The organism is Roseovarius atlanticus, from assembly GCF_019802205.1.
Classification (GTDB): domain Bacteria; phylum Pseudomonadota; class Alphaproteobacteria; order Rhodobacterales; family Rhodobacteraceae; genus Roseovarius; species Roseovarius atlanticus_A.
In genome coordinates this window covers 642,428-667,489 of the sequence record NZ_JAHVHQ010000002.1, presented here as the reverse complement: position 1 = coordinate 667,489, position 25,062 = coordinate 642,428, and the positions used below count along the sequence as shown (strand labels likewise).

The following is a 25,062-nucleotide window of genomic DNA, read 5'->3' as shown; positions in this document are numbered from 1 at the left end:
GCTGTCCAGTCATCAGCGAATAGCAGGTATGCAAAAAACTAAACCAATCAGTTCATTTTTGCCATTGCAAAATGAACCGATCTGTTTAGACTGGCTGATATGAACTGAATGGTTCAGATAAAGGAACCCGAAATGAAACATCTTCTTCTGACAGTGACGATTGCCGCTTCGGCCTTCGCCGCGCCCGCAATGGCGTTCAGTGTCGACATGTCGAGCCTGACGCCGGTTCTGACCTTCCCTGCACCCGCGCCCGAACCTGTCACGCAAGGGGCCGGTGGCGTTGACGCGCAATAGACGTGCGCGCCAGGTCTGCGGGCGGGTGTTCCTTCCTCCCCTTCCCCGAAACGGCCCGTCCGCAGACATGCTTGCAGTTCGCCACCCGCGACCTGTAAGCTGACAGGAACAGGCAGGAGGAGACGCATGACGGCCATGGACGCCGAAATCAAGAAGGGTCGCAAGTTCGACCAGGTGCTTGAGGGCGCACGGCAGATTTTCATGCGGGACGGGTTCGAAGGGGCCAGCGTTGACGACATCGCCAAGGCGGCGAGCGTGTCCAAGGCCACCCTTTACAGCTATTTTCCCGACAAGCGCCTGCTGTTTTCCGAGGTTGCCCGCGTGGAGTGCAACCGGCAGGCCGAAAGCGCGCTGGAGCAGATCGACACCGAGGCCCCGGCGCATGAGGTCCTGCACGAGGCGGCGAGCCGCGCCGTACGGTTTTTCCTGTCGGATTTCGGACAGCAGATGTTCCGGATCTGCGTGGCCGAGTCCTATCGGTTTCCCGAGTTGGGCCAGAGGTTCTATGCGTCCGGCCCGGGCTTGTTCAGCGAACGCATGGGGCGGCTGCTGACACCTTACGTGGAGCGCGGGGATCTGAAGATCGACGACATGGACCTGGCCACCAAGCAATTCGGCGAATTGTGCAAGTGCGATCTGTTCGTGCGGTGCCTGTGCGGGGTGGAGTGCGACACGTCCGAGAGCGCGATCGAACGCATCGCCAGCGGCGCGGTCGAGACCTTCATGGCGCGGTACGGCGCGTGAGGTAGGTGCATGGGATCGGGCGGCGGCTCTTGGCATCACCGCCCGAAGATCACACCCGCGACTTCATCAAAAGTTAACGGCGCGTTCAGGCGCCCACGTCGATGATCGCTTGCGCCAGAAGCGGGACCGTCCTGGCATTCAGGCCCGCGATGTTGATGCGGCTGTCGCCCACCATGTAGATCGCGTGGTCCTTGCGCAGCGCCTCGACCTTGTCGGCGTCCAGCCCGAGGCGCGAGAACATGCCGCGATGCTGGGCGATGAAGCCGAAACGGTCCGAGCCCGCGAGCTTGCGCAGTTCCTGGGCGAGTTGCTCGCGCAGGCCAAGCATGCCGCGGCGCACTTCCTCCAGTTCGGCCTGCCAGTCGGCACGCAGGGCGTCGTCGTTCAGCACCAGCGACACCAGGCGCGCGCCGTGGTCTGGCGGGAAGGAGTAATTCTGGCGGTTGAGATAGGCGAGGTTCGCCTGCGTCGTGGGACGGCGCGCGCTGTCCTGGCAGACGGCCATCAGCAGGCCGGTGCGTTCGCGGTAGATGCCGAAATTCTTGGAGCAACTCGCGGCGATCAGGACCTCGGGGCAGGAGGCCACGACGTGACGGGTGCCGGCCGCGTCGGCATCCAGACCGTCGCCAAAGCCCTGGTAGGCGATGTCGATCATCGGGATGGCGCCCTTGGCGTTGGCCAGGTCCGTGACGTCGCCCCATTGCTGCATCGTCAGGTTGGCGCCGGTCGGGTTGTGGCAGCAGCCGTGCAGCAGGATCACGTCGCCGGCCTGAACGCCGTCCAGATCCTGCATCATGCCGTCGAAATCGACGCCGCCGGTCTCGTTGTCGAAATAACGGTAGGGGACGTGTTCGATCCCCATGTGTTTGAGGATGCTGAGGTGGTTGGGCCAGGTCGGGTCCGACACGAAGACGCGCGCGCCGGAGTTGGCCATCTTCACCAGGTCGAAGGCCTGCCGCACCGCGCCGGTGCCGCCGGGTGTCGCCACCGCCGCCACCGCATCGCGGGGCGCGGCATCGTCCAGGATCAGCTTGATCATCGCGTCTGAAAAGGCCGGGTCGCCGGCGAGGCCGACATAGGCCTTGGTCTCTTCCTCGTTCCACCATTCCTTTTCGGCGGCCTTGACGGCGCGCATGATCGGCGTGCGGCCTTCGGCATCCTTGTAGACACCGACGCCGAGGTCGATCTTGGTGTCGCGCGGATCGTCCTTGTAGGCCTGCATCAGCGCGAGGATCTTGTCGGCGGGTTGTTCCTTGAGGTGTTCGAACATCAGGCTTCTCCGGTTGCGACGGAGACGGTGGGGAAGGCGCCCCATTCGGTCCATGATCCGTCATAAAGCGCGTGGTCGGTCTTGCCGATCCGCTCCAGCGCAAGGTTGATCACCGCGGCGGTCACGCCCGAGCCGCAGCTTGTGATGACGGGTTTCGACAAGTCCGCCCCGGCCGCGTCGAAGATCGCGCGCAGTTCGTCGGGGGATTTCATCGTGGCGTCATCGTTGAGCAGGGAGCTGTAGGGGACGTTGCGGGAATTGGGGATGTGCCCGGCCCGCAGGCCCTGGCGGGGTTCGGGCTCGTCGCCGCGAAACCGTCCGGGTGCGCGGGCGTCGAGGATGGTGTAGTCGCCCAGCTTGGAGGCGGCGGCGACCTGCGTGACGTCTTTGACGCGGTGCGCCTCGCGCCGGACGGTCATGTGCCGGTCGCGGATCATCGGGGGCAGGTCCTCGGTCGGGCGGCCCTCGGCCAGCCACTTGGGCAGGCCGCCGTCCAGGACCGCCACATCGGCCTGGCCCATCAGGCGGAAGAGCCACCAGACGCGGGCCGCCGAAAAGAGACCGTGGGTGTCGTAGACCACCACCTGGTGCCCGTCGCCCACGCCCATCTGGCGCATGCGGGACATGAACTTTTCCACCGGGGGCGCCATGTGCGGCAGGTCCGAGCGATGGTCCGAGATATCGTCGATGTCGAAGAACCGGGCGCCGGGAATATGGGCCTGGTCGTATTCAGCCCGCGCATCCCGGTCGACGCCGGGCAGGAAATAGGTGGCATCGAGGATCCGCAGGTCCGGGTCGCCCAGATGCGCCGCCAGCCAATCGGTGGATACCAGTGTTTTCGGATCGTCGTTTGCCATGACAGCCCCCTGAAACCGTTGACAGTGACGTAGCGCGGGACGCCGGGCAGTGCAAGCGGCGGGGGGAAGGCGCCGCCGCGGGTCAGCGGCTCAGAAGGTTGCGCAGAAGACCCACAGCCAGCAGGCACGCGCCGCCGCCCAGGCCGCCCGCGGCCAGTTGCGTTGTCAGGGCCGTGGGGTCGAGGGACACGCTGTCGGGCGCTGTCTGCGCAAGCCCGCCAATGCCCAGCAAAGCAAGGGCATGGCCGCCCAGAAGACCACCGAGGCTGCCGGCGAGGGAATTGACCAGGAGTCCGAGGTTGAGGCGGGGCACAAGGCCGCCGGCGATGTTGCCGCCGATGGCGCCGGCAATCAGGCTGATCAGTAAGTCCATGCTTCCCGGTCCCCCGTGCAGTCCCGCGCGTCGCGCCGGGACCTAAGGGAGGATAGCAAAACGGACGGCACCCGCAGAGGGTGGAATCCGAAGCGTTTACATACCGTGGCGCAAAAGCCGCTGCTTCTGGCGGTTCCAGTCGCGCTTGGCCTCGGTCTGGCGCTTGTCGGTGTTCTTCTTGCCCTTGGCGATGCCGATCTTGATCTTGGCGATGCCACGGTCGTTGAAATACATCACCAGCGGCACGAGGGTCATGCCCTTGCGCTGCGTCTCGTTCCACAGGCGCGCCATTTCCTTGCGCGAAACCAAGAGCTTGCGGCGTCGCCGGTCCTCGTGGCCGAAAGGCACGGCCTGCTCGTAGGGGGCGATGTAGCTGTTGACCAGCCACAGTTCGCCATCCTCGACCGCGGCGTAGCTTTCGGCGATGTTGGACGTCTTCTGGCGCAGGGATTTGACCTCGGACCCGGCGAGCACCATGCCGCATTCGAGGTCGTCCTCGATGGCATAGTCGTGTCGCGCCTTGCGGTTTTCGGCGACGACCTTGTAGTTCGGATTGATCTTGGGCTTGACCATGTCGAGTTCTGCCTTCCGGGCGGTGCAAGAGAGCAAGATAGCCCCTGTGGCGAAGGCTTCCAACCCCCTGAAGCGAATCGAGAGGTTAACGGGTCCCGGGAGGGCAGATCGGGACGTCGGTATCGCGTCGGTATCCGGGTGGTATCGCGACGGTGCGGTTTTTTCCAGCGAGCCGGATGAACGGGGCGGGCGTTGCGCGGGTGCGGTTGCGGTTGACAGGCGGGCCAGCGCGCCTATCGTCCGGCACGAGCCAGGGGCGCCTGCGGGCTGAGATGCACCCTTTGAACCTGACCCAGATCATGCTGGCGGAGGAAGGCGGGACCGGACCCGGTCGGACCCCTGCCTTTCGCGCGCCGTGAAAGGAGCCGGATGACCCCCAGGACATTGCACGCGGACAGCGGCGGGATCGCCAACATCCTGTCGATCGCAGGCTCGGACCCGTCGGGCGGGGCCGGGGTGCAGGCGGATCTCAAGGCGATTTCGGCCAATGGCGCCTACGGGATGGCCGCGTTGACCGCGCTGACGGCGCAGAACACGCGGGGTGTGCAGGGGGTGCACCTGGTGCCGCCGGACTTCGTCGCCGACCAGATCCGGGTCGTCGCCGAGGATGTGCGGATCGACGCGGTGAAGATCGGGATGATCGCCACGGCAGAAATCGCCCGCGCGGTGGCGGACGCCCTGCCGGACGTGCCGGTGGTGCTGGACCCGGTGATGGTGGCCAAGGGCGGCGCGTCGCTGTTGGCCGAGGATGCCGTGGCGGCGCTGCGCGCGGCGTTGGTGCCGATGGCGGCGGTGATCACGCCGAACCTGCCTGAGGCGGCGGTGCTGCTGGGCTGCGACGAGGCGGTGACGCGGGACGCGATGGCGGAGCAGGCCCGGGCGCTGCGGGCGCTGGGCTGCGGTGCGGTGCTGCTGAAGGGCGGGCATCTGGAGGGCGAGGACAGCCCGGACGTGCTGGCCGATGCGGACGGCGTGCATTGGTTCGAGGGCGCGCGGATGGCGACACGGAACACCCACGGGACGGGCTGCACCCTGTCTGCGGCGCTGACGGCGCGGATCGGGCGGGGCGCGCCTCTGCCCGAGGCGGTGCGGGCGGCGAAGGCCTATGTCGCGCGGGCGATTGCCGGGGCCGGGGCGCTGGACGTGGGGTCGGGGCACGGGCCGACGCATCATTTCGCGGGTTTGTGGGGGGAGTGAGTGAAGGTGGGGTGAGGGAAGGTGGGGTGGAACCCCACCCTACGCCGTGGGTGACCGGCCCTGTCTCACCAGCGGTGGGGAAGTGTCGCTGTGGTCGAGGCCCTTGCATTGGCTGCGCAGAACCTCCGTCGCGGTGATGAGCGGTTCGTCGGAGTTGTGGGCGGCATGGATCGCCTCGATCACCGCGGTCAACATGGCGGGGTCGCGGGGCAGGAAGAACCGCATCTCGTCGACGCAGGGGCGGTGGCGCGTGTCGTCCTCGGCGCCGGTGGGCGTGCCTTCCCGGGGGCGGTAATATTCCAGTCCGCCGGGGGCGCGATAGCCGTTGCGGTCGGTCTTGCCCTGGGTCAGGGGCGCGACCTGTGTCACGGCGTCGAATATGCGGTCGACGTCTTCCGAGGGCGCCTGGAACATGAGGGCCCACATCGGTTGCATCTCGATCGGCCTCGTGTCGAAGCCGGTCCGGAGGATCGAGGGGTCAGTCATAGCGCACCCCCGTCTCGAGCAGTTCGAAGCCGGTGATCTCGAATTCGTAAAGCTCGGAATTGTCGGGGCGCAGGGTGCGTGCGATCAGCTTTCCATTCGCATCCGTATAGACGGCGTGGGTGGTGTGCAGCGCGCGGTAGCAGTGGCTGCCGTCAGGGTAGTAATACTTGATCATGTCAGGACTCCTTAAATGGGGCGAGGTGGGATTCCAGGTCCGCGAAGCCGATGCCCTGCGCGGTCTTGTCGAAATGGCCGGTGTCGCGGATGTCGCGCGCGGCCCCGATGAAAGCGCCGTAGGCCACGCGGAAAAAGGCCGAACCGACGCTGATGCGGGCCACGCCGGCCTCTGCCAGCTGATCCAGCGTGAAGGTGCGGCCGGGCAGGCCCAAGACCACGTTGACCGGCCGGGTCACTGCGGCGCAGACCGCGCGGATCGCGTCGAGGTCGGGCAGGCCGGGGGCATAGAGGACGTCGGCCCCCGCCGCCTCGAACGCCTGCAGGCGGGCGATGACCGGGTCGAGGCGCGTTTCGCCCCAGAGCAGGCTTTCGCAGCGGGCGGTGAGGACGAAATCCTGCGAAAGGGTTCGGGCGGCCTCGACCCCGGCGATGATCCGTTCGACGGCCAGGGTGTGGTCGTAGATGGGCGCGTCCCGGTTGCCGGTGTGGTCCTCGATCGAGGCGCCGGCAAGGCCGGTGACGGCGGCGGCGCGGATGGTTTCGGCCACGCTCTCGGGGCTGTCACCGAAGCCACGTTCGAGGTCGGCACTGACCGGCAGGGGGGTGGCGCCGACGATCTTGCGGCAATGGTCAAGGACAAGCGCGGACGGCACGGTGCCTTCGATCCGGCCCATGGAAAAGGCCATTCCGGCGCTGGTTGTCGCGAGCGCCGGAAAGCCCATGGACGCGAGGACGCGGGCGGAGCCGACATCCCAGGGGTTGGGGACGACGAAGGGCTTGTCGCCGTGGTGCAGGGCGCGGAATGTTCGGGCTGTCATCGGGAAAGCTCCACCATGTCCGGCAGGCCGCGGCCATCGTTCCACCAGCGGTTCGGGTTGGTCCGGTTCGGGTCGTAACTGGCGCGGCTGGCCCAGTCCTCGCGCACGAAGATGACGGGTTCCTCGTAATGGTGGGCGTCGAGGATCGCGTCCATCACCTGTTGCAGGGCGGGAAGGTCGCGTTCGATGGAAATTTTCAGCTCGACCATCGGGTAGGTCTCGGCGCTGCCGGGTGTATATGTGCTCTTGTGCGTGGTGGTGGTGGAGTTCGGTTGCGGTGTCGTGGTCTCGGCGCCCGTGGCGGAGACGGACGCGGTGCGGTGGTAGCGGCCATAGCCCAGGGGGTGCACCTGCATCACGGCATCCAGGATCCGGTCGGTGTCTTGCGGCAGGGTCTGGATTTCCAGCGTCCAGACGGGAATGAGCGTGCCGGTCCTGGCGGTGTAGTCTTGCAGCATGGCGAGGGTCCTTTTTGATCCGAGGTCAGCCTACTGCAACGCTGCTGACACCATACTGTCAGCAATCATGCTAGGGTGTCCGCATGACCCGTTCGACCCGCCTGTTCGATATCATCCAGATCCTGCGCAGCGCCGATGCGCCGGTGACCGCCGCGATGCTGGCCGAGGAGCTGGAGGTGACGAAGCGGACAATCTACCGCGACGTGGTGGCGTTGCAGGCGTTGCGGGTGCCGGTCGAGGGCGCGGCGGGCGTGGGGTACATGATGCGGGCGGGCTATGACCTGCCGCCGCTGATGTTTTCCGCCGAGGAGCTGGAGGCGCTTTACGTGGGCATGGCGCTGTTGCACCGGACCGGGGATCCGGGGCTGGAGCGGGCGGCGCGGCGGGCGGGCGAGAAGATCGCCACCGCGTTGCCGGGCGGCGCGCCGCATGTGCCGCTGCGGGTCTCGGGCTGGAACCGCATCCCGCGCGACGGGGTGGATGCCGAAGCGTTGCGGGCGCAGATCCGCGACGCTGTGGAATTGCGGATCGTCTATGTCGATTTGCAGGAGGCGCGGACGGAGCGAGTGATCCGGCCCGTGGCGCTGACCTATCATATCGACGCGGTCGTGCTGGCGGCGTGGTGCGCGCTGCGGCAGGGGTTTCGCAGTTTCCGCATCGACCGGATCGTGGAAAGCGTGCCGACGGGGGAGGACTTTGCCGGAGAGGCGGCGGCGCTGCGGGCGGCATGGGAGGCGACGCTGGAGGGGGAGGACTGGGTTCTCTACACCGCGTCGAGGCGCGCGTGAGGCGCGTGGGTTTTCACCCACCCTACGGGGTCAGATAAGGCCGCGCTGTCTGAGGTCTGTGAGGATTTCTTCGGTATGTTGCCCGCGCCGCGGCGTCGGGCTCGGCGCCTGCGCCTGTCCGTCGAAGCGGGGCGCGGGGGCTGGTTGCAGGGTGCCCCGGGCCTCGTGCCAGATGGCGCGGGCGGCGATGTGGGGGTCCCTGGCCGCCTCCCACGGGGTGAGGACCGGGGCCACGCAGGCGTCGGAATTGTCGAAAAGGGCGGCCCAGTGGGCGACGGGCTCTGCGGCGAAGAGCGCGGTCAGGCGGGCGGTCTGGTCGGGCCAGCGGGCGCGGTCGTACTGGTCGGCGAACAGGGGATCGTCCGACAGGCCGAGCGTGTCGAGGAAGAGCGCGTAGAACTGCGGTTCGAGGCACTGGACCGAGAGGTAGCGCGCGTCGGCGCAGGCATATGTGCGGCCCCAGGGCGGCGCGTCGAGCAGGCTTTGACCGCGCGTTTCCGACAGGTTGCCGCCGCCGGCCATGGCCATGAAGAGCGCCATCATGTGGGCCGAGCCGTCGGTGATGGCGGCGTCGACCACGGTGCCTTTTCCGGTGCGCTGGGCGTTGAGGATGCCGCTGAGGAGGCCGGCCACGAGATAGAGCGCGCCGCCGCCGATATCGCCGACGATGGTGGGCGGCGTGAGGGGCGCGTCGCCGGGGGTGGAGGCATAGTAAAGCGCCCCGGCGGTGGCGATGTAGTTGTAGTCATGCCCCGCCAGATGGGCGCGCGGGCCGGTCTGGCCCCAGCCGGTCATGCGGCCGTAGACGAGTTCTGGATTGGACTGCGTGAAGGTGTCGGGGCCGAGGCCGAGCCGTTCCATGACACCGGGGCGCAGACCCTCGATCAGGGCGTCGGCGTCGGTCACCAGCGCGCGGGCCACGGCGAGGTCGCCGGGGTCCTTGAGGTCGAGCGTAATGGCCTGCTTGCCCCGGTCGAGCATGTTGTGTTCGCCCATGGTGGGGTTGGCGGGGCCGGGGCGCTGGACGACCGTGACGGTTGCGCCGAGATCCGCCAGCATCATGGCGGCGAAGGGGGCGGGGCCGAGGCCCTCGAACTCGACTACCTTGATGCCGGCGAGCATTGCGGCGCCTCCTGATCGGTGCGGGTCACCAGCAAACAGGGCGCGGTGGCGGCGCGGGTTTGCCGGGTGGAGCATTGGAAAGGTCTGGCACGGCGGGTGGCCGGAACGCCGGGCGCGCGGTGTTCGGAGACGCCACGGGCGATCTGGTTTTCCGGCCAGAGGTCGAGTCCGTACCGGCGCAGGTCGGGCCGCCGCGTCTTGCGGGTGCGGCCGCGGCAGGCGATTTCATGGCCGTCCGCCTGCAAACGGTGCAGGTTGTCGATCTGCGCGGGGGTGGCGGCGTGGCTCCAGCAGAGGCAGAAGGTGACGCGGGCGTGATGCGCCTGACAGACCGGACGGGCGGCGCGCCGGGTCTCGACATGGAAATCGTCGAAGGTGAGGCAGATTCCGGGGGTGGTCAAACCACCACCTCCATCTCCTTCTGCTCTCCCACGCCGAACACGCGCTTGTAGCGGTCGATCTCGGACTCGGGGCCCATCGCCTTGCGGGGGTTGTCCGAGAGCTTGACCGTCGGGCGGCCATCGGCGGCGATGGCCTTGCAGACGAGGGAGAAGGGGGCGAGCGAGTCGTCGGGCATGAGGCCGCGGAAGTCGTTGGTCAGCAGGGTGCCCCAGCCGAACGACACCCGCACGCGGCCGGCGAACTGCCTGTGCAGGGCGAGGATCTTTTCCTCGTCGAGGCCGTCGGAGAAGATGATGAGTTTCCGCGTGGGATCCTCGCCGCGCTTTTTCCACCAGTCGATGGCGATCTCGGCGCCGGTCGCGGGGTCGCCGCTGTCGATGCGGATGCCGGTCCAGCCCGCGAGCCAGTCGGGGGCCTTGTCGAGAAACCCTTTGGTTCCGTACGTGTCAGGCAGGATGATGCGCAGGTTGCCCTCGTGCTCGTCGTGCCAGTCGGACAGCACGTCATAGGGGGCGCGGGCCAGCGTGGCGTCGTCCTCGGCCAGGGCGGCATAGACCATGGGCAGTTCGTGGGCGTTGGTGCCGATCGCCTCGAGGTCGCGGTTCTTGGCGATAAGACAATTGGAGGTGCCGACGAAGTTGTCGCCCAGCCGTTCGGTCATCGCCTGCACGCACCAGTCCTGCCACAGGAAGGAGTGCCGCCGCCGGGTGCCGAAATCGGCGATGCGCAGCCCGTCGACGCCGCGCAGGCGTTCGACCTTTTCCCACAGCTTGGTCATGGCGCGAGCGTAGAGCACCTGTAGCTCGAACCTTGCCATGTCGTGCAGCACGGCGCGCGAGCGCAGTTCCATCAGCACCGCGAGGGCGGGGATTTCCCACAGCATGACCTCGGGCCATTTGCCCTCGAACGTCAGTTCGTACTGGCCGTCGCGCTTTTCCAGGTGGTAGGGCGGCAGGCGCAGTTTCTCGAACCAGTCCATGAATTCGGGCGTGAACATCTGGCGCTTGCCGTAGAAGGTGTTGCCGCGCATCCACGTGCTCTCGCCGCGCGACAGCGACAGCGAGCGGATATGGTCGAGCTGTTCGCGCAACTCGCCCTCGTCCACCAGGTCGGCCAGCCGCACGTCCTTGGTGCGGTTGATCAGCGAGAAGGTGACCGTGGTGTCGGGCCGGTTGCGGAAGACCGACTGGCACATCAGCAGCTTGTAGAAATCGGTGTCGATCAGGGAGCGGACGATCGGGTCGATCTTCCACTTGTGGTTCCAGACACGGGTTGCGATGTCGACCATGGCGGCCTCCGAGGGTGGTTGCGCCGCCCGTTAGAGCAAAAGGGTCAGGTATTCGCAAGCGCGGCGCGGGTCGCCGTCGCCAGCCTTTCGATTCCCAAGGCCAGCTTGTCCTCGGTATTGTAGGTGAAGTTGATGCGGATCGACGTGTGGTCGCGGCCTTCGGGATCGAAGACGGACGAGGGCGAGATGCAGACGCCGTGATCGAGTCCGACCTGCATCAGGTGGTTGGTGTCGAGGCCGGGGTCCTTTGCGGTGGCCCAGACGAACATGCCGCCCGAGGGATGTTCCCACGTGAAGAGGTCGGTGAGGTGGGTGTCCATCGCGGTGCAGAGCGCGTCGCGGCGGGCGCGGTAGAGCGACAGGATGCCGGGCAGCATGTCGTCGGCAAGGCCGGTGGCGAAGGCGTCGTGGGTGATCTGCTGGCAGAGGCCGGAACTGCACATGTCGGCGCTTTGCTTGGCGGCCTTCAGCACCTCGATCAGTTCCGGTGCGGCGATGATCCAGCCGATGCGCAGGCCCGGCGCCAGTTCCTTGGACACGGTACCGAGGTAGATGACGGGGCCGTCATAGGGCGTGCCGGCGCGATCCGCCGAGAGGGTGAGCATCCGGGGCAGGGGCGCGTCGTCGTAATAAAGCGTGCCGTAGGGGTCATCCTCGATCAGCCAGGTGCCGGTCTGATGCGCGGCATCGACGAGGCGGCGGCGGGTGGCGGTGTCGACCAGCTTGCCCGTGGGGTTGGAAAAATTCGGGACGGTATAGGCGAATTGCGCGCCGGTCATCGCGGCGACCGGATCGAGGTCGTTGGCGTCGAGCCGCATCGGGCGGTAGGTCGGCTGGCGCGGGCGCCAGTTGTCGAGCGCGCCGAGATAGGCCGGGGTCTGCGACGCGATGGGGCTGCCCTGTTCCAGCAGCACGGTGCCGATGAGGTTGAGCGCCTGGGCGCCGCCGGAGGTGATCAGGACGTTGTCGCGCGTGAGGGTGAGGTCGCCCTCGGAATAGCGGCTGGCGATGAGGTCGCGCAGCTTGGGCAGGCCGGCAACGGGGGCGTAGGCCAGCGTTTCGTCCGCATGGTTGGTGACGGCGGAGGTGGCGAGCCGGGCCATTTCGGGGATCGGCCAGATCTCGGTGCCCGGCAGGCCGCCGCCAAGGTTCACCAGGCCGGGGATGCGCCCGGCGGCGAGGAAGGTGGCGGTGACGTCGTTGGTGTCATCGAGCCACTTGGCGAAAGCGGGGCGCTGGGGCATGTGAAACCTCCCGGGTTCGGTGTCGGCGTGACGCGGTCATAGAACAAACTGAACGAACGTTCAATTATTGTCTTCCGGGCGTCAGCCCGCGCGGTCCAGTGTTTCGACCGAGAGGATGGTGGGCAGGTGGCGGGCGATCTCGTGCCAGGTGTCGCCTTCGTCGAGGCTGGCGAAGACCGAGCCGGAATTGGTGCCGAAGTAAAGGCCGGGCGCGTCTTGGGCGTCACCGGCCATGGCCTGGCGCAGGACGGTGAAATAGCAGTTCTTCTGCGGCAGGCCCTCGCGCAGCGCCGCCCACGTCTCGCCGCCGTCACGCGACCGCCAGACGGCGCAGGCCGCATCGGGCGGGAAGCGGCCCGCCATGTCGCCGTTGAGCGGCAGGGTCCAGATGGTGCGCGGATCGTGCGGGTGGACGCGGATCGGAAAGCCGAAGGTGGAGGGCAGGCCGGGGGTGATATCGTCCCAACTGCGCCCGCCATCAGGGGAGCGCCAGACACCGTGGTGGTTCTGCTGGTAGAGCAGGTCGGTGTCGCCGTTGGCCCGGACGATATTGTGCACGCAATGGCCGGTTTCGCCGTCGCGCGGCGCGGCCGGGTGGTCATGGTGCCCGCAGGCCTCGGCATTCGACAGGCGGTTGCGGCGGTGCCATGACCGGCCGCCATCCTCGGTGGCGAAGACACCGGCGGCGGAGATGCCGACCCATTGCTTTTCAGCCGAGCCCGGGTCGAAAACGATGCTGTGCAGCACGAGGCCCGCGGCGCCGGGGTTCCAGTCCTTGGCGGAGTCGTGATCGGTGAGGCCATCGACGCGCGCCCACGTGGTGCCGCGATCCGTGCTCTTGAGCAGGTTGGCGGGCTTGGTGCCGGCATAGAGCGTGTCATGCGCGAAGCCGAGTGACCAGACCTGCTGGAACTCGGTGGCGAAGGGCAGGGGGGCGTCGGTCCAGCCGACCATGGCGGCGAAATCGGGGTCCTGCGCGGCCCAGTCATCCATCTGGCCCTTGCTGAGGCGCGTGAGGTCCCAGGTCTGCCCCTGGTCGTCGGAGCGCCAGACGCCCGCGCCGAAAAAGTCGCCGCCGCCTCCGGCCCAGATGGTGCCGGTCCTGGGGTCGCCCGCCATGTGGTTGATGCACCAGCCGCCGCAATGGGGGCCGGAGATGTCCCATGTCTGCCGGTCGGTGCCGGCGGCGACGAGGAAGGCGCCCTTGGTGGTGCCGACGAGAAGGGTAAGCGGGGTGGCGGGCATGAGGGTGGCTCCGGCTGGTTTGCCGGATCCTAGCACGCCGTCGGTCGATTCCCGAGAGCGGAGAGTGGCCGACGCGCGCGGGGGCCGGATGGCCCGGGTGCCTGTACTGGCGCGCGCTGCGGACGCGGCCTAGGATCGCGCCATGATTTCGCATGTTCATCTTGGCACGGCGGACCTCGACCGGGCGGTGCGGTTCTATGGCGCCGTGCTGGAGCCGCTGGGGATCGTGCAGACATTCATCGACGCGGATCGCGGCTGGGCCGGGTGGAAACCCGCCGACGCGGACCGCCCGCTGTTCGTGGTCGGACGGCCGTTGGATGGGGCTGCGCCGGGCGTGGGGAACGGGCAGATGATCGCCTTTCAGGCAGCGGAGCGTCGGATCGTCGACCAGTGCCACCGTTTGGCCCTGGCGGCCGGGGCGACGGATGAGGGCGCGCCGGGGCTGCGGCCCGAGTACCATGCGAAGTTCTACGGGGCCTATTTCCGCGACCCGGACGGGAACAAGCTGTGCGTGTGCTGCCATGCCCCGGAGTGATGCGGGGGCCTAGCCGCCGTGGACCTGTTTGCTGTCGGCGGGGGCCTCGTCCCGTTCGAACATGCCGTAGTCGCGGATCACCGACACGACGCGCAGGCGGTAGTCGTCGAACATGATCTCGCGGCCCGCGCGCTGGGCGCCGCGATGTGCCTCGAGCCGGCGCCATGCGTCCAGGGCGGCCTCGTCCCGCCAGAAGCTGAGCGAGAGGAGTTTCTCGGGGTTGGTCAGGCTCTGGAAGCGCTCGACCGAGATGAAGCCGTCGATGCCCTCGGCCAGCGGTCTCATCTTGGCGGCCATGTCGAGATAGGCGTCTTTCTGGTCGGCATGTGGCATGACTTCGAAGATGACGGCGATCATATGGGGGCTCCTTCCTGCGGTGTGGAGACACATTTCAGGAAGGTGCGGTCCTCGCGCAAGAGGAAGTTTTCCGCCTGGGCGAAGGCGTAGTTCTCGCGCCCCAGCGGATCGGCGGCGAGGCGGGCGCGGTAGGCCTCGTACTCGGCCAGGCTGGGGATGTTGTAGATGCCGTAGGCCAGTGTCGAGGAACCTTCGTGCGGGGCGAAATAGCCGATGAGGTCCGCCCCGCAGCGTGGAATGGCGGTGGCCCAGGTGCGTGCGTATTGCGCGAACTGGGCGTGTTTCGTCGGATCAATGTGGTAGCGGATGATGCAGGTGAGCATGGTGGGTCTCCTTTGGGTCACCGCCTTTGTAGCGGATGGACGGGGCGCAATGGTTCGGTTAGCATCGAACTATGAAGGATGGCCCGGACATATCCCGTGTGGCCGCGCTGATCGGGGATCCTGCGCGGGCGAATATCCTGACCGCGCTGATGAGCGGCAAGGCGTTGACCGCCAGCGAACTGGCGGGCGAGGCGGGGGTGACGCTGCAGACCGCCTCGGCGCATCTGTCCAAGCTGGAAGGGGGCGGTCTTATCGCGCTGCGGCGCGAGGGGCGGCACAAGTATTTCCGGCTGGCGGGCGACGAGGTGGCGGATGTGCTGGAGGCGCTGATGGGTCTGGCCGCGGGCACCGGCGCATTGCGGACGAGGCCGGGACCGCGCGACCCGGAGATGCGGCGGGCGCGGGTCTGTTACAACCACCTGGCCGGGGACATGGGAACCCAGATGTATGACGCGCTGCTGTCGCGGGGCGTGTTGCGGCGGAGCGGTGACGCGCTGGAGCTGACGAACGCGGGGCGGAGGTTCGTGACCGGGTTCGGCATCGACCTGGAGGCGCTGCCAAAATCGCGGGCGCCGCTGTGCCGCGATTGCCTGGACTGGTCGGAGCGACGCTCGCACCTGGCGGGGCAGCTGGGACGGGCGATGTTGAGCCGGATCGAGGAGATCGGATGGGCGGCCCGTGTGACGGGGACCCGGGTGGTGCGGTTCTCGCGCGAGGGGGAAGCGGCGTTCGCGGAGATGTTCGGCGGGGGTGAGTGACAGAGGGAGGGACGCGTGGGTTTTCACCCACCCTACGCGGTGCCGGGCCTGCGGTGGCGGACAGCAGGCGCGGCGTGGGTGGAGACGTTCGGCGTGGGTGAGTGACAGGGGAGGGGGACGCGTGGGTTTTCACCCACCCAACGCGGTGCGGGCCTCCGGTGAGGGAAAGCAAGCTCGGCGTGTGCTGTTCAGACCTGGCGGCGTTTTTCGACCATGTCGCGGAAGGCATCGGTGACGCTGTCATCCACGTGGTAGCTGTGGTCGTCGTCGGGAAAGGCGCCGGAGCGCACGTCGGCGGCATAGTCGGACAGGCCCTTTACCGCCACCTCGGTCAGGTTCGCGTAGCGCTTGGTGAACTTCGGTTTGAAATCGGTGAACACGCCCAGGAGGTCGTAGCTGAGCAGGATCTGCCCGTCGGTGCCCGCGCCGGCGCCGATGCCGATAGTGGGGATCTCGAGCTCGGCGGAGATGATGCGGGCGATCGAGGCCGGCACCGCCTCGAATTCCAGCATGAAACAGCCGGCGTCCTGGATGGCCAGCGCGTCCTGCAGGATGTCCATCGCGTCTTCGGGCGTCTTGCCCTGCACGCGGAAGCCGCCATACATCGCGACGCGGTGCGGGGCCATGCCGATATGGCTGGCCGTGGGGATGCCGGCGGCCACCAGCGCCTTGAGGATGTCGGCCTGGCTGCGGCCGCCCTGGGGTTTGACCGCGTCGCAGCCGCCCTCCTGCATGAAGCGGGTGGCGTTGGTCAGGGCGCGGTCGACCGTGTGGTAGCTCTGGTAGGGCATGCAGCCGAGCGAGAAGGTGTTGGGCGCGCCGCGGCGGATGGCCTGGGCGTGCATAATCATCATGTCCATCGTCGCGGGCACGGTCGAGGCGTGGCCGTGGGCGATCATGGCGAGGCTGTCGCCGACCACCACCACGTCGACGCCCGCCGCCTCGGCCCATTGTGCCGAGGTGTAGTCGGGCACGGAGGTGTAAACCATGCGCGTGCCGTCATGTTTCGAGGCCCTGATCTGGGTGAGTGTCCGTTTCTTCCGTTCGGTCATGTGGCCGTCCTCCCTTGAGCCGTCGAGGTGCCGCGCCGCGGGCTGGCACCGTATTGTCGGCAATTGATATATCATAAAGATATTAACTCGCAACGGCTGAATCCACCGAAATGTCGATCGGTCCAGATTGCTGCGGCGATGGGGCCAGTGTAGGATCCGGTGCATGGCCATATCGGTGGAAAGCTTTTTCCTGTCGCCCGAGGCGGAAGGAACGTTGCAGGCGCAGATCCAGCAAATGATCGCGCAGGGAATCCTGTCGGGGCGATTCCGCAAGGGCGAGAAGCTGCCTTCTTCGCGCAGGATGGCCGGGCACCTGGGGGTGAGCCGGATCACGGTGACGCTGGCCTATACCGAGTTGCAGGCCAACGACTACCTGGAGAGCCGGGACCGCTCGGGGTATTTCGTGTCGCAGAACGCGCCGGAGCCGCCGGCGTTCACGCCCAGTGCGGCGAAGGGCGACCTGATCGACTGGGGGCGGGCGATCGGGCGGCGTTACACGGGCGGGGCGACGCCGGAGAAGCCGCGCGACTGGTCGAGCTATCCCTACCCGTTCATTTTCGGGCAGACCGATCCGAGCCTGTTCGACCACGCAAGCTGGCGGCATTGCGCCTTGCGGGCGCTGGGGCAGAAGGAGTTCCAGGCGCTGGCGGCGGATGCCTATGACCAGGACGACCCCAAGCTGATCGAGTTCATCGCGCGGCATACGCTGCCGCGCCGGGGGATCCTGGCGGAGCCGGGGGAGATATTGTTGACGATGGGGGCGCAGAACGCGCTGTGGCTGACGGCGCAGGTGTTGCTGACCCAGCGGCGGACGGCGGCGGTGGAAGAGCCGTGTTACCACGCGCTGCGCGATATCCTGACGCAATCGCGCTGTCATATGGCGCCGGTGCCGGTGGATCGTGACGGGTTGCGCCCCGACGCCCTGCCCGAGCGGGCGGACGTGATTTTCACCACGCCGAGCCATCAGGCGCCGACGAACGCGACCATGCCGCTGGACCGGCGGCAGGACCTGCTGGCCCGCGCGCGGGAGATGGAGGCGCTGATCGTCGAGGATGACTACGAGTTCGAGATCAGCTTTCTGCGCGCGCCGCTGCCGTCGCTGAAATCGCTCGATACCGATGGGCGGGTGATCTACGTCGGCAGCTTTTCCAAGTCGATCTTTCCGGGGCTGCGGCTGGGCTACCTGGTGGGGCCGCAGGCGTTCATTCGCGAGGCGCGGGCGCTGCGGGCCAGCGTGCTGCGGCATCCGCCGGGGCATGTGCAGCGAACCACCGCCTATTTCCTGAGCCTGGGGCATTACGACAGCCTGATCCGGCGGATCGGCAAGGCCTATGCGCGGCGGCGGCAGGTGATGGAGACCGCGCTGGAGGATCACGGGCTGGGCGTGGAAGGGCGCGGCGTCTTCGGCGGAAGCTCGATCTGGATGCGGGCGCCCGAGGGGGTGGATACCGAGGACCTGGCCGAGCGGCTGCGCGCGCGTGGCGTGCTGATCGAGCCGGGGCGGCCGTTTTTCGAGGCCGCGAGCGCGCCGCGGAATTTCTACCGGCTGGCCTATTCCTCGATTCCCTCGGAGCGGATCGCGGACGGGATCGGGATACTGGCGAATGAACTGGGGTCGTAAGGCCAGTTGGCGGCATGGTGCGAAATCGGTCGAACGCCTTGTTCAGGAGGCGGAAACGGAGCCTGGCGGACGCGCGGCATGTCGAAATTGCAGATTTTTGAGACCAAAAGTCTCAATAAAAATACTCGCTGGCTATAGTATGCAACGGAAACTGGCCCTAGAATGGGGGTGACTGCAAGGGTAGCTTCCCCTCAAACCGCGCCGGGGGAGGACCGGCCCTTTTCCAATGTTCAGGAGCACTCTCATGAAGATGACCACCGAAGAAGCCTTTGTCAAAACGCTGCAACGCCACGGAATCCAGCACGCGTTCGGGATCATCGGGTCGGCGATGATGCCGATTTCGGACCTGTTTCCGAAGGCCGGGATCACGTTCTGGGATTGCGCGCATGAAGGCAGCGCAGGGATGATGGCCGATGGCTATACCCGCGCGACCGGCAAGATGAGCATGATGATCGCGCAGAACGGGCCGGGGATCACCAATTTCGTGACCGCCGTGAAGACCGCCTATTGGAACCACACGCCGCTGCTGCTGGTGACGCCGCAGGCGGCGAACAAGACAATCGGCCAGGGCGGATTCCAGGAAGTCGAGCAGATGAAGCTGTTCGAGGACATGGTGGCCTACCAGGAAGAGGTGCGCGACCCGACGCGCGTGGCCGAGGTGCTGGCGCGGGTGATCAGCCAGGCCAAGCGCCTGTGCGGGCCGGCGCAGATCAACATCCCGCGCGATTTCTGGACGCAGGTGGTGGATATCGAGATCCCCAACGCGATCGAATTCGAGGTGAGCCCCGGTGGCAGCAACTCTGTCGCCGAGGCGGCTGCGCTGATGAGCGAGGCCAAGAACCCGGTGATCCTGAACGGGGCGGGCGTGGTCTTGTCCAAGGGCGGGATCGAGGCGTCGATGGAACTGGCCGAGCGGCTGACCGCGCCGGTCTGTGTGGGCTATCAGCACAACGACGCGTTCCCGGGCTCGCATCCGCTGTTTGCCGGGCCGTTGGGCTATAACGGCAGCAAGGCGGGGATGGAGCTGATCAAGGACGCGGACGTGGTGCTGTGCCTTGGGACGCGGTTGAACCCGTTCTCGACCCTGCCGGGGTACGGGATGGAGTACTGGCCCACGAATGCCAAGATCATCCAGGTGGATATCAACCCCAACCGGATCGGCCTGACCAAGAAGGTGACCGTGGGGATCGTGGGCGATGCGGCCAAGGTGGCGCAGGGCATCCTGAAGAACCTGGGCGAGACGGCGGGGGATCACGAGCGCGAGGCGCGCAAGGCGAAGATTGCCGAGACCAAGAGCAAATGGGCGCAGCAGCTGGCCAGCATGGACCACGAGGACGACGACCCCGGCACCACCTGGAACGAGCGGGCGCGCAAGGACAAGCCCGACTGGATGAGCCCGCGCATGGCGTGGCGGGCCATTCAGGGTGCGCTGCCGCGGAATGCGATCATCTCCTCGGATATCGGCAACAACTGTGCCATCGGCAATGCCTATCCCGATTTCGACGAGGGGCGCAAATACCTCGCGCCGGGGCTGTTCGGGCCTTGCGGGTACGGCCTGCCGGCCATCGTGGGCGCGAAGATCGGCTGCCCGGACGTGCCGGTGGTGGGCTTTGCCGGGGACGGGGCGTTCGGCATCGCGGTCAACGAGCTGACCGCCATTGGCCGGAGCGAGTGGCCGGGGATCACGCAGATCGTGTTCCGCAACTACCAGTGGGGGGCGGAGAAGCGGAACTCGACGCTGTGGTTCGACGACAACTTCGTGGGCACGGAACTGGACGATGACGTGAGCTATGCCGGGATCGCCAATGCCTGCGGGCTGAAAGGTGTCGTGGCGCGGACGATGGACGAGCTGACCGATGCGCTGAACACCGCGATCAAGGAGCAGATGGAGAATGGCACGACCACGCTGATCGAGGCGATGATCAACCAGGAGCTGGGCGAGCCGTTCCGCCGGGATGCCATGAAGAAGCCGGTGGAAGTGGCCGGGATCAGCGCCGACGACATGGTCGAGCAACGGGTCTGAGACGTCGCAATCCTGTGGCCCCGCGGGCATAGTATGCCACGCGGGGCCGATCAGGGCCCTGGACAGAGCGACAGGACAAGACATGACAGACCGATATCCCTTTCTCGCCGCGAGTGAACCCAAGTGCCCGCCGTCGTTGTTGAAGCAGGCGCAAGGCTTGCCACGACCGCGCGTGGCGCTGGTGAATGCCGGGGCGCCGAACCCGTTGCAGGGGATCCGAGAAGCGGCCGAGGCCGGGCTGGCCGATCCGGTGCTGATCGGGGACAGCGACAAGATCAAGGCCACTGCGAAGGAGATCGGGTGGGATATCGCGGGGTTGCCTCTGATCCACGCGCCGAAGGAAAGCGCCGCGCCGGTGGCGGCCGAGATGGCGCGGACCGGCGAGGTGGGCGCGATCATGAAGGGGCAGATCCATACCTCGACCTTTTTGAAAGGCCTGTTGCCGTCGGCGGCGGGGCTGCGCGAGAAGGGGACACGCTGCGGGCACGTGTTTCATATCACCATGCCGGGGTCGGAGCGGCCCCTCTTGCTGACCGATGCGGCGCTGAACGTGGACCCGGACGTGGAGACGCGGCAGGCTTGCCTGAGCCATGCGGTGATGCTGGCCTACAAGCTGGGGATCGAGCGGCCCAAGGCGGGGATTCTGGCCCCGACCGAGGACCCGATCCCGACTGTGCCGAACACGATGGAAGCGGTCGAGATCGCGGAGTGGGCGCAGGGCGCGTTGCCGGGGGCGGTGGTGCAGGGGCCGATGGCGATGGACCTGATCCTGTCGAAGGCGGCGGCGGAAGCGAAGAATTACGAATCCGAGGTGTCGGGCGACGCGGACATCATGCTGACGCCGAACATCACCACGGGCAATGCGCTGTTCAAGCTGATGTCGTTCGGCATGGGGTGCTGCTGTGCCGGGGTCGTGCTGGGCGCGAAGGTGCCGATATTGCTGACCAGCCGGGCGCAGGGAGCGGAAGAGCGCATCGCCTCGGCGGCGCTGGGCGTGATCGGGGGGGCGGCATGATACTGGTCGTCAATGCCGGGTCGTCCTCGATCAAGGTGGAGCTGTTCACGCCTGGGCTGGACTCGGTCCTGTCGGGCTCGGTGACCGAGATCGGCGGGCAGGGGCGGCTGAGCCTTGGGGGTGACAAGCAGGATGTGTCGGTTGTTGACCATACGGCTGCGTTGGGTTTGATCCTGGAGAAGCTGGAGGCGGCGGGGCATCCGGTGTCGTCGCTCGTGGCGGCAGGGCATCGCGTGGTGCATGGCGGGGCGCATCTGACGGCGCCGGAGCGACTGACCGACGAGGTGATTGCAAGGATCGAGGCAGTGGTGCCGTTGGCGCCGCTGCACAATCCGCACAACCTGTCGGGTGTCCGGGCGCTGGCCGGGCTGGCGCCGGACCTGCCGCAGTTCGCCAGTTTCGACACGGCGTTTCATGCGACCAATTCCGACGTTGCCGTGACCTATGCTTTGCCGCAGGCCGAGCGGGACAAGGGCATAAGGCGCTACGGGTTTCATGGCCTCTCCTATGCCGGGATGGTGGCGCAGTTCGGCGAGGACCTGCCCCGGCGGTTGCTGGGGCTGCACCTTGGGAATGGCGCGAGCCTGTGCGCGATGGTCGAGGGCAAATCGGTGGCGAACTCGATGGGGTATTCGCCGCTGGATGGTCTTGTGATGGGCACGCGGACGGGGTGCATCGACGGGATGGCGGTGCTGCGGTTGGCCGAGGATCACGGGATCGAGGGCGCGGGCACGATCCTGAACAAGGAAAGCGGGCTGAAGGGGCTGGCCGGGACGAATGACATGGCCACTCTGCTGAGCCGCGACGACGAGGACGCGCGGTTCGCGGTCGAGCATTTCTGCTATTGGGCGGCGCGGCAGGCCGGGTCGGCGATTGCCGCGATGCACGGCGTGGACGCGGTGGCGTTTACCGGCGGCATCGGCGAGAACGCCGCAACCATACGGGATCGTATCATGGAGCATCTGGCATGGCTGGGGGATATCCCGGTGCACGTGGTGCCCGCCGACGAGGAACGGCAGATTGCGCGGGATGTCGTCGGGCTGTTGCCCGGCTGAGCGCGTGAGATTTTCGGCTTTCCCGGCAGAGCGCTTCGGGAAAGCGAACGAACCGAGAGAAGCGGTCGCGGGGCGGTGCGAACTGGCCTAACGTGACCGGGACAAGCAAAGGGAGGCGACGACATGCTGGATCAGCCCAAACTGGACACCTCGCCCAAGGTGTCCGACGAGGTGCGCAAGACCACCTGTTACATGTGCGCCTGCCGCTGCGGTATCAACGTGCATATGAAGGACGGCAAGGTCGCCTATATCGAGGGCAACCGCGACCACCCGGTGAACAAGGGCGTGCTCTGTGCCAAGGGCAGCGCGGGGATCATGCAGCACAACGCGCCGGCGCGGCTGCGGGCGCCGTTGAAGCGGGTCGGGCCGCGCGGGTCGGGCGAGTTCGAGGAGATCAGCTGGGACGAGGCGTTGGAGATCGCCACCGGCTGGCTGGAGCCGCTGCGGCAGGAGGCGCCGGAGAAGCTGGCGTTCTTTACCGGGCGCGACCAGAGCCAGAGCTTTACCAGTTTCTGGGCGCAGAATTTCGGGACGCCGAACTATGCCGCGCATGGCGGGTTCTGTTCCGTCAACATGGCGGCGGCGGGTATCTATACCATGGGCGGCGCGTTCTGGGAGTTCGGGCAGCCAGACTGGGAGAATACCAAGCTGTTCATGATTTTCGGCGTGGCCGAGGACCATGACAGCAACCCGATCAAGATGGGGCTCGGGCGGGTGAAGGAACGCGGCGCCACGGTGATCGGGGTGAACCCGATCCGATCGGGGTATAACGCGGTCGCCGACGAGTGGGTCGGGATCACACCGGGGACGGACGGTTTGTTCATCCTGGCGCTGGTGCATGAGTTGCTGCGAGCCGGGAAGATCGACCTGCGCTACCTGGCGGACTACACCAACGCGCCGGTGCTGGTGAATTGCGACCCGTCTTCGCCCGAGCACGGCCTGTTGATGCGGGATGAGAACGGCAAGCTTCTGGTGATCGACCGGGTCACCGGGGCGCCTGCGGCGTTCGACAAGAAGGGCGTGAAGCCGGACCTGTCGGCCAGCTATGAAAAGGACGGCGTGACGCACCGGCCGGTGATGCATCTGCTGGCGGAGCGGTACATGGGCGAGGAATACGCGCCCGAGGCCGTGGCGGAGCGGTGCGGCGTGAGTGCGCGGCGTATCCGGGCGATTGCGGCGGAGCTGGCAAGGGTCGCTTTCGAGGAAGAGATCGTGCTGGACCGGGAGTGGACGGATTTCCGGGGCCAGACGCACAAGACGATGGTGGGCCGTCCGGTGAGTTTCCACGCGATGCGGGGGATCTCGGCGCATTCCAACGGGTTTCAGACCTGCCGGAGCCTGCACCTGTTGCAGATCCTGCTGGGGTCGGTCGAGGTGCCAGGGGGCTTCCGGTTCAAGCCGCCTTATCCCAAGCCCGTGAGTATCCACCCGACGCCGCATTGCAAGGTGACGCCGGGCAAGCCTTTGGACGGGCCGCACCTGGGGTTCGTGCGCGGGCCGGAAGACCTGGCGCTGAAGGACGACGGGACACCTGCGCGGATCGACAAGGCGTTCACCTGGGAGAACCCGATGAGCGCGCATGGCATGATGCACATGGTGATCAGCAATGCCCATGCGGGGGATCCGTACAAGATCGACACGCTGTTCATGTACATGGCGAACATGGCGTGGAATTCCACGATGAACACGCGCGGCGTGATCGACATGCTGACGGACACCGACGAGGACGGTGAATACGTCATTCCGCATATCATCTATTCGGATGCGTATAGTTCCGAGATGGTCGCCTATTCCGACCTGATCCTGCCCGACACCACGTATCTTGAGCGGCACGACTGCATCAGCCTGCTGGACCGCCCGATCTGCGAGGCGGATGCCGCCGCCGACGCGATCCGCTGGCCGGTGGTGGAGCCGGATCGCGACGTGAAGGGCTTTCAGACCGCGCTGGTGCTGCTGGCCAACAAGATGAAGCTGCCGGGGTTCACCAACGAGGATGGCAGCGCCAAGTGGGCGGATTATGCCGATTACATCGTCAACCACGAGCGCAAGCCGGGGATCGGCCCGCTGGCCGGGTGGCGCAAGGGCGAGGACGGGCTGACCCACGGGCGCGGGGCGCCGAACGAGGACCAGCTGGAGAAATATATCGAGAATGGCGGGTTCTTCGTGAACCATATCGCCGAGGAACACGCCTATATGAAGCCCTGGAACATGGGCTATCAGGAATGGGCGGTGGGGATGGGGCTCTATGACAGTCCGCAGCCCTATATCTTCGACCTCTATGCCGAGACGATGCGCAAGTTCCAGCTGGCTGCCGAGGGGCAAGGCGAGCGGCAACCGCCCGAGCACCTGCGCGAGCGGATCAAGACCACGCTGGACCCGCTGCCGGTGTGGTACCCGCCCTTCGAGGACGGACATGTGGATCCGGTGGAATATCCAGTTCACGCGCTGACGCAGCGGCCGATGGCGATGTACCATTCTTGGGGGTCGCAGAATGCGTGGCTGCGGCAGATCCATGGACGCAACCCCTTGTACCTGCCGACCAGGATCTGGGAGGCGGAGGGGTTTGCCGAGGGCGACTGGGCGCGTGTGACCTCGGCGCATGGCGAGATCACGGTGCCGGTGGCGCATATGGCGGCGCTCAATGAGAATACCGTCTGGACGTGGAACGCGATCGGCAAGCGCAAGGGCGCCTGGGCGCTGGAAAAGGACGCGCCGGAGGCCACGAAGGGGTTTCTGCTGAACCACCTGATTCACGAGTTGCTGCCACCCAAGGGCGACGGGCTGCGCTGGGCGAACAGCGATCCGGTGACGGGGCAGGCGGCGTGGTTCGACCTGCGGGTGAAGATCGAGAAGACGGCGGCGCCCGAGGAGGTGCATCCGACTTTCGCGCCGATCCGGTCGCCAGTGGGCACCGGACCGGACGAGCTGCGCTGGAAGGTGGGCAAATGAGGGCGGGAATTTTCTGCTCAGAAAATTGGCAAGACTTT

At 66.8% G+C, this 25,062-nt stretch carries 27 protein-coding genes and 1 riboswitch; of the genes, 11 read left to right on the top strand and 16 right to left on the bottom strand.

Features of this window, described 5'->3' with window-relative positions:
• The first annotated feature begins 132 nt into the window (after nucleotides 1-132).
• Complete coding sequence (locus tag KUV49_RS03430) at nucleotides 133-294, top strand: hypothetical protein (protein ID WP_172977976.1); 162 nt, start codon at nucleotides 133-135, stop codon at nucleotides 292-294.
• Nucleotides 295-420: 126 nt separating this feature from the next.
• The gene (locus KUV49_RS03425) at nucleotides 421-1,038 is read left to right on the top strand and encodes a TetR/AcrR family transcriptional regulator (RefSeq protein ID WP_222451625.1); all 618 of its coding nucleotides are present in this window, start codon (nucleotides 421-423) and stop codon (nucleotides 1,036-1,038) included.
• 85 nt (nucleotides 1,039-1,123) lie between these two features.
• Here the strand turns inward: KUV49_RS03425 and KUV49_RS03420 are convergent, their stop codons facing one another.
• From KUV49_RS03420 to smpB, 4 genes are all read right to left on the bottom strand, one after another.
• Nucleotides 1,124-2,308: an aromatic amino acid transaminase gene (locus KUV49_RS03420; RefSeq protein WP_222451624.1), complete on the bottom strand. Its 1,185-nt coding sequence runs from the start codon at nucleotides 2,306-2,308 to the stop codon at nucleotides 1,124-1,126.
• Nucleotides 2,308-3,165 (bottom strand): 3-mercaptopyruvate sulfurtransferase, encoded by an 858-nt coding sequence (gene sseA, locus KUV49_RS03415; protein ID WP_222451623.1) that lies wholly within the window; start codon nucleotides 3,163-3,165, stop codon nucleotides 2,308-2,310. The genes KUV49_RS03420 and sseA overlap by 1 nt, the downstream gene beginning before the upstream one ends.
• A gap of 82 nt (nucleotides 3,166-3,247) precedes the next feature.
• Nucleotides 3,248-3,538 (bottom strand): hypothetical protein, encoded by a 291-nt coding sequence (locus KUV49_RS03410; RefSeq protein ID WP_222451622.1) that lies wholly within the window; start codon nucleotides 3,536-3,538, stop codon nucleotides 3,248-3,250.
• A 96-nt stretch (nucleotides 3,539-3,634) separates the two neighbouring features.
• Nucleotides 3,635-4,111, bottom strand: coding sequence for an SsrA-binding protein SmpB (smpB, locus tag KUV49_RS03405; RefSeq protein ID WP_057791393.1), 477 nt, complete (start codon nucleotides 4,109-4,111; stop codon nucleotides 3,635-3,637).
• 242 nt (nucleotides 4,112-4,353) lie between these two features.
• A riboswitch (TPP riboswitch) is annotated at nucleotides 4,354-4,442 on the top strand.
• 38 nt (nucleotides 4,443-4,480) lie between these two features.
• On the opposite strand from smpB, the gene thiD reads away from it, so the two are divergent.
• Complete coding sequence (thiD, locus tag KUV49_RS03400) at nucleotides 4,481-5,308, top strand: bifunctional hydroxymethylpyrimidine kinase/phosphomethylpyrimidine kinase (RefSeq protein WP_222451621.1); 828 nt, start codon at nucleotides 4,481-4,483, stop codon at nucleotides 5,306-5,308.
• Between the two features lie 39 nt (nucleotides 5,309-5,347).
• Here thiD and KUV49_RS03395 read toward each other — a convergent pair whose 3' ends face one another.
• Genes KUV49_RS03395 through KUV49_RS03380 form a run of 4 tightly spaced genes read right to left on the bottom strand, consistent with a single transcriptional unit; the run spans nucleotide 5,348 to nucleotide 7,247 of the window.
• On the bottom strand, nucleotides 5,348-5,794 hold the full coding sequence (locus KUV49_RS03395) for a hypothetical protein (RefSeq protein ID WP_222451620.1): 447 nt from the start codon (nucleotides 5,792-5,794) through the stop codon (nucleotides 5,348-5,350).
• Nucleotides 5,787-5,969: a hypothetical protein gene (locus KUV49_RS03390; RefSeq protein WP_222451619.1), complete on the bottom strand. Its 183-nt coding sequence runs from the start codon at nucleotides 5,967-5,969 to the stop codon at nucleotides 5,787-5,789. The genes KUV49_RS03395 and KUV49_RS03390 overlap by 8 nt, the downstream gene beginning before the upstream one ends.
• Before the next feature lies 1 nt (nucleotide 5,970).
• Nucleotides 5,971-6,789: an isocitrate lyase/phosphoenolpyruvate mutase family protein gene (locus KUV49_RS03385; RefSeq protein WP_222451618.1), complete on the bottom strand. Its 819-nt coding sequence runs from the start codon at nucleotides 6,787-6,789 to the stop codon at nucleotides 5,971-5,973.
• Nucleotides 6,786-7,247 (bottom strand): hypothetical protein, encoded by a 462-nt coding sequence (locus tag KUV49_RS03380; protein ID WP_222451617.1) that lies wholly within the window; start codon nucleotides 7,245-7,247, stop codon nucleotides 6,786-6,788. Before KUV49_RS03380 ends, KUV49_RS03385 begins: the two co-directional genes overlap by 4 nt.
• An 83-nt stretch (nucleotides 7,248-7,330) precedes the next feature.
• On the opposite strand from KUV49_RS03380, the gene KUV49_RS03375 reads away from it, so the two are divergent.
• Entirely contained in the window at nucleotides 7,331-8,035 is a 705-nt protein-coding gene (locus KUV49_RS03375) for a helix-turn-helix transcriptional regulator (protein WP_222451616.1), read from the top strand.
• 30 nt (nucleotides 8,036-8,065) lie between these two features.
• On the opposite strand, the gene KUV49_RS03370 is transcribed toward KUV49_RS03375, so the two are convergent.
• From KUV49_RS03370 to KUV49_RS03350, 5 genes are all read right to left on the bottom strand, one after another.
• Entirely contained in the window at nucleotides 8,066-9,157 is a 1,092-nt protein-coding gene (locus KUV49_RS03370) for a CaiB/BaiF CoA transferase family protein (RefSeq protein WP_222451615.1), read from the bottom strand.
• Nucleotides 9,136-9,558, bottom strand: a complete 423-nt coding sequence (locus KUV49_RS03365) for a polysaccharide deacetylase family protein (RefSeq protein ID WP_222451614.1) — start codon at nucleotides 9,556-9,558, stop codon at nucleotides 9,136-9,138. The genes KUV49_RS03370 and KUV49_RS03365 overlap by 22 nt, the downstream gene beginning before the upstream one ends.
• Nucleotides 9,555-10,847, bottom strand: coding sequence for a nicotinate phosphoribosyltransferase (pncB, locus tag KUV49_RS03360; protein WP_222451613.1), 1,293 nt, complete (start codon nucleotides 10,845-10,847; stop codon nucleotides 9,555-9,557). Before pncB ends, KUV49_RS03365 begins: the two co-directional genes overlap by 4 nt.
• Nucleotides 10,848-10,891: 44 nt before the next feature.
• On the bottom strand, nucleotides 10,892-12,091 hold the full coding sequence (locus KUV49_RS03355) for a PLP-dependent aminotransferase family protein (RefSeq protein ID WP_222451612.1): 1,200 nt from the start codon (nucleotides 12,089-12,091) through the stop codon (nucleotides 10,892-10,894).
• An 81-nt stretch (nucleotides 12,092-12,172) separates the two neighbouring features.
• The gene (locus KUV49_RS03350) at nucleotides 12,173-13,336 is read right to left on the bottom strand and encodes a WD40/YVTN/BNR-like repeat-containing protein (protein WP_222451611.1); all 1,164 of its coding nucleotides are present in this window, start codon (nucleotides 13,334-13,336) and stop codon (nucleotides 12,173-12,175) included.
• A gap of 142 nt (nucleotides 13,337-13,478) precedes the next feature.
• Between KUV49_RS03350 and KUV49_RS03345 the strand changes: the two genes are divergently transcribed.
• Nucleotides 13,479-13,871, top strand: coding sequence for a VOC family protein (locus KUV49_RS03345; protein WP_222451610.1), 393 nt, complete (start codon nucleotides 13,479-13,481; stop codon nucleotides 13,869-13,871).
• A gap of 9 nt (nucleotides 13,872-13,880) precedes the next feature.
• Here KUV49_RS03345 and KUV49_RS03340 read toward each other — a convergent pair whose 3' ends face one another.
• Complete coding sequence (locus KUV49_RS03340) at nucleotides 13,881-14,228, bottom strand: antibiotic biosynthesis monooxygenase family protein (protein WP_222451609.1); 348 nt, start codon at nucleotides 14,226-14,228, stop codon at nucleotides 13,881-13,883.
• Nucleotides 14,225-14,551, bottom strand: coding sequence for an NIPSNAP family protein (locus KUV49_RS03335; protein ID WP_222451608.1), 327 nt, complete (start codon nucleotides 14,549-14,551; stop codon nucleotides 14,225-14,227). The genes KUV49_RS03340 and KUV49_RS03335 overlap by 4 nt, the downstream gene beginning before the upstream one ends.
• A gap of 71 nt (nucleotides 14,552-14,622) precedes the next feature.
• Between KUV49_RS03335 and KUV49_RS03330 the strand changes: the two genes are divergently transcribed.
• Complete coding sequence (locus KUV49_RS03330) at nucleotides 14,623-15,309, top strand: ArsR/SmtB family transcription factor (protein WP_222451607.1); 687 nt, start codon at nucleotides 14,623-14,625, stop codon at nucleotides 15,307-15,309.
• 188 nt (nucleotides 15,310-15,497) lie between these two features.
• Here KUV49_RS03330 and panB read toward each other — a convergent pair whose 3' ends face one another.
• On the bottom strand, nucleotides 15,498-16,361 hold the full coding sequence (panB, locus tag KUV49_RS03325) for a 3-methyl-2-oxobutanoate hydroxymethyltransferase (protein WP_222451606.1): 864 nt from the start codon (nucleotides 16,359-16,361) through the stop codon (nucleotides 15,498-15,500).
• A 163-nt stretch (nucleotides 16,362-16,524) separates the two neighbouring features.
• On the opposite strand from panB, the gene KUV49_RS03320 reads away from it, so the two are divergent.
• The 5 genes from KUV49_RS03320 (at nucleotide 16,525) to KUV49_RS03300 (ending at nucleotide 25,024) form a co-directional block, all read left to right on the top strand.
• A complete protein-coding gene (locus KUV49_RS03320; protein WP_222451605.1) occupies nucleotides 16,525-17,982 on the top strand; it encodes a PLP-dependent aminotransferase family protein in 1,458 nt (485 codons plus the stop codon).
• A 244-nt stretch (nucleotides 17,983-18,226) separates the two neighbouring features.
• Entirely contained in the window at nucleotides 18,227-20,005 is a 1,779-nt protein-coding gene (xsc, locus tag KUV49_RS03315; protein ID WP_222451604.1) for a sulfoacetaldehyde acetyltransferase, read from the top strand.
• 82 nt (nucleotides 20,006-20,087) lie between these two features.
• A complete protein-coding gene (locus KUV49_RS03310) occupies nucleotides 20,088-21,020 on the top strand; it encodes a phosphate acyltransferase (protein WP_222451603.1) in 933 nt (310 codons plus the stop codon).
• Complete coding sequence (locus KUV49_RS03305; protein WP_222451602.1) at nucleotides 21,017-22,075, top strand: acetate/propionate family kinase; 1,059 nt, start codon at nucleotides 21,017-21,019, stop codon at nucleotides 22,073-22,075. Before KUV49_RS03310 ends, KUV49_RS03305 begins: the two co-directional genes overlap by 4 nt.
• 123 nt (nucleotides 22,076-22,198) lie before the next feature.
• Complete coding sequence (locus KUV49_RS03300) at nucleotides 22,199-25,024, top strand: molybdopterin oxidoreductase family protein (RefSeq protein ID WP_222451601.1); 2,826 nt, start codon at nucleotides 22,199-22,201, stop codon at nucleotides 25,022-25,024.
• Nucleotides 25,025-25,062 lie beyond the last annotated feature (38 nt).

Bases quoted from the DNA above. Each gene is read 5' to 3' on its own strand.
- KUV49_RS03320 (WP_222451605.1), top strand. From the start codon at position 16,525: ATGGCCATATCGGTGGAAAGCTTTTTCCTGTCGCCCGAGGCGGAAGGA.
- thiD (WP_222451621.1), top strand. From the start codon at position 4,481: ATGACCCCCAGGACATTGCACGCGGACAGCGGCGGGATCGCCAACATC.
- KUV49_RS03430 (WP_172977976.1), top strand. From the start codon at position 133: ATGAAACATCTTCTTCTGACAGTGACGATTGCCGCTTCGGCCTTCGCC.
- KUV49_RS03410 (WP_222451622.1), bottom strand. From the start codon at position 3,538: ATGGACTTACTGATCAGCCTGATTGCCGGCGCCATCGGCGGCAACATC.
- KUV49_RS03425 (WP_222451625.1), top strand. From the start codon at position 421: ATGACGGCCATGGACGCCGAAATCAAGAAGGGTCGCAAGTTCGACCAG.
- panB (WP_222451606.1), bottom strand. From the start codon at position 16,361: ATGACCGAACGGAAGAAACGGACACTCACCCAGATCAGGGCCTCGAAA.
- KUV49_RS03355 (WP_222451612.1), bottom strand. From the start codon at position 12,091: ATGCCCCAGCGCCCCGCTTTCGCCAAGTGGCTCGATGACACCAACGAC.
- pncB (WP_222451613.1), bottom strand. From the start codon at position 10,847: ATGGTCGACATCGCAACCCGTGTCTGGAACCACAAGTGGAAGATCGAC.
- KUV49_RS03370 (WP_222451615.1), bottom strand. From the start codon at position 9,157: ATGCTCGCCGGCATCAAGGTAGTCGAGTTCGAGGGCCTCGGCCCCGCC.
- KUV49_RS03420 (WP_222451624.1), bottom strand. From the start codon at position 2,308: ATGTTCGAACACCTCAAGGAACAACCCGCCGACAAGATCCTCGCGCTG.
- sseA (WP_222451623.1), bottom strand. From the start codon at position 3,165: ATGGCAAACGACGATCCGAAAACACTGGTATCCACCGATTGGCTGGCG.
- KUV49_RS03305 (WP_222451602.1), top strand. From the start codon at position 21,017: ATGATACTGGTCGTCAATGCCGGGTCGTCCTCGATCAAGGTGGAGCTG.
- KUV49_RS03345 (WP_222451610.1), top strand. From the start codon at position 13,479: ATGATTTCGCATGTTCATCTTGGCACGGCGGACCTCGACCGGGCGGTG.
- KUV49_RS03310 (WP_222451603.1), top strand. From the start codon at position 20,088: ATGACAGACCGATATCCCTTTCTCGCCGCGAGTGAACCCAAGTGCCCG.
- KUV49_RS03330 (WP_222451607.1), top strand. From the start codon at position 14,623: ATGAAGGATGGCCCGGACATATCCCGTGTGGCCGCGCTGATCGGGGAT.
- KUV49_RS03335 (WP_222451608.1), bottom strand. From the start codon at position 14,551: ATGCTCACCTGCATCATCCGCTACCACATTGATCCGACGAAACACGCC.
- KUV49_RS03395 (WP_222451620.1), bottom strand. From the start codon at position 5,794: ATGACTGACCCCTCGATCCTCCGGACCGGCTTCGACACGAGGCCGATC.
- smpB (WP_057791393.1), bottom strand. From the start codon at position 4,111: ATGGTCAAGCCCAAGATCAATCCGAACTACAAGGTCGTCGCCGAAAAC.
- KUV49_RS03385 (WP_222451618.1), bottom strand. From the start codon at position 6,789: ATGACAGCCCGAACATTCCGCGCCCTGCACCACGGCGACAAGCCCTTC.
- KUV49_RS03380 (WP_222451617.1), bottom strand. From the start codon at position 7,247: ATGCTGCAAGACTACACCGCCAGGACCGGCACGCTCATTCCCGTCTGG.
- KUV49_RS03350 (WP_222451611.1), bottom strand. From the start codon at position 13,336: ATGCCCGCCACCCCGCTTACCCTTCTCGTCGGCACCACCAAGGGCGCC.
- KUV49_RS03375 (WP_222451616.1), top strand. From the start codon at position 7,331: ATGACCCGTTCGACCCGCCTGTTCGATATCATCCAGATCCTGCGCAGC.
- KUV49_RS03390 (WP_222451619.1), bottom strand. From the start codon at position 5,969: ATGATCAAGTATTACTACCCTGACGGCAGCCACTGCTACCGCGCGCTG.
- xsc (WP_222451604.1), top strand. From the start codon at position 18,227: ATGAAGATGACCACCGAAGAAGCCTTTGTCAAAACGCTGCAACGCCAC.
- KUV49_RS03340 (WP_222451609.1), bottom strand. From the start codon at position 14,228: ATGATCGCCGTCATCTTCGAAGTCATGCCACATGCCGACCAGAAAGAC.
- KUV49_RS03300 (WP_222451601.1), top strand. From the start codon at position 22,199: ATGCTGGATCAGCCCAAACTGGACACCTCGCCCAAGGTGTCCGACGAG.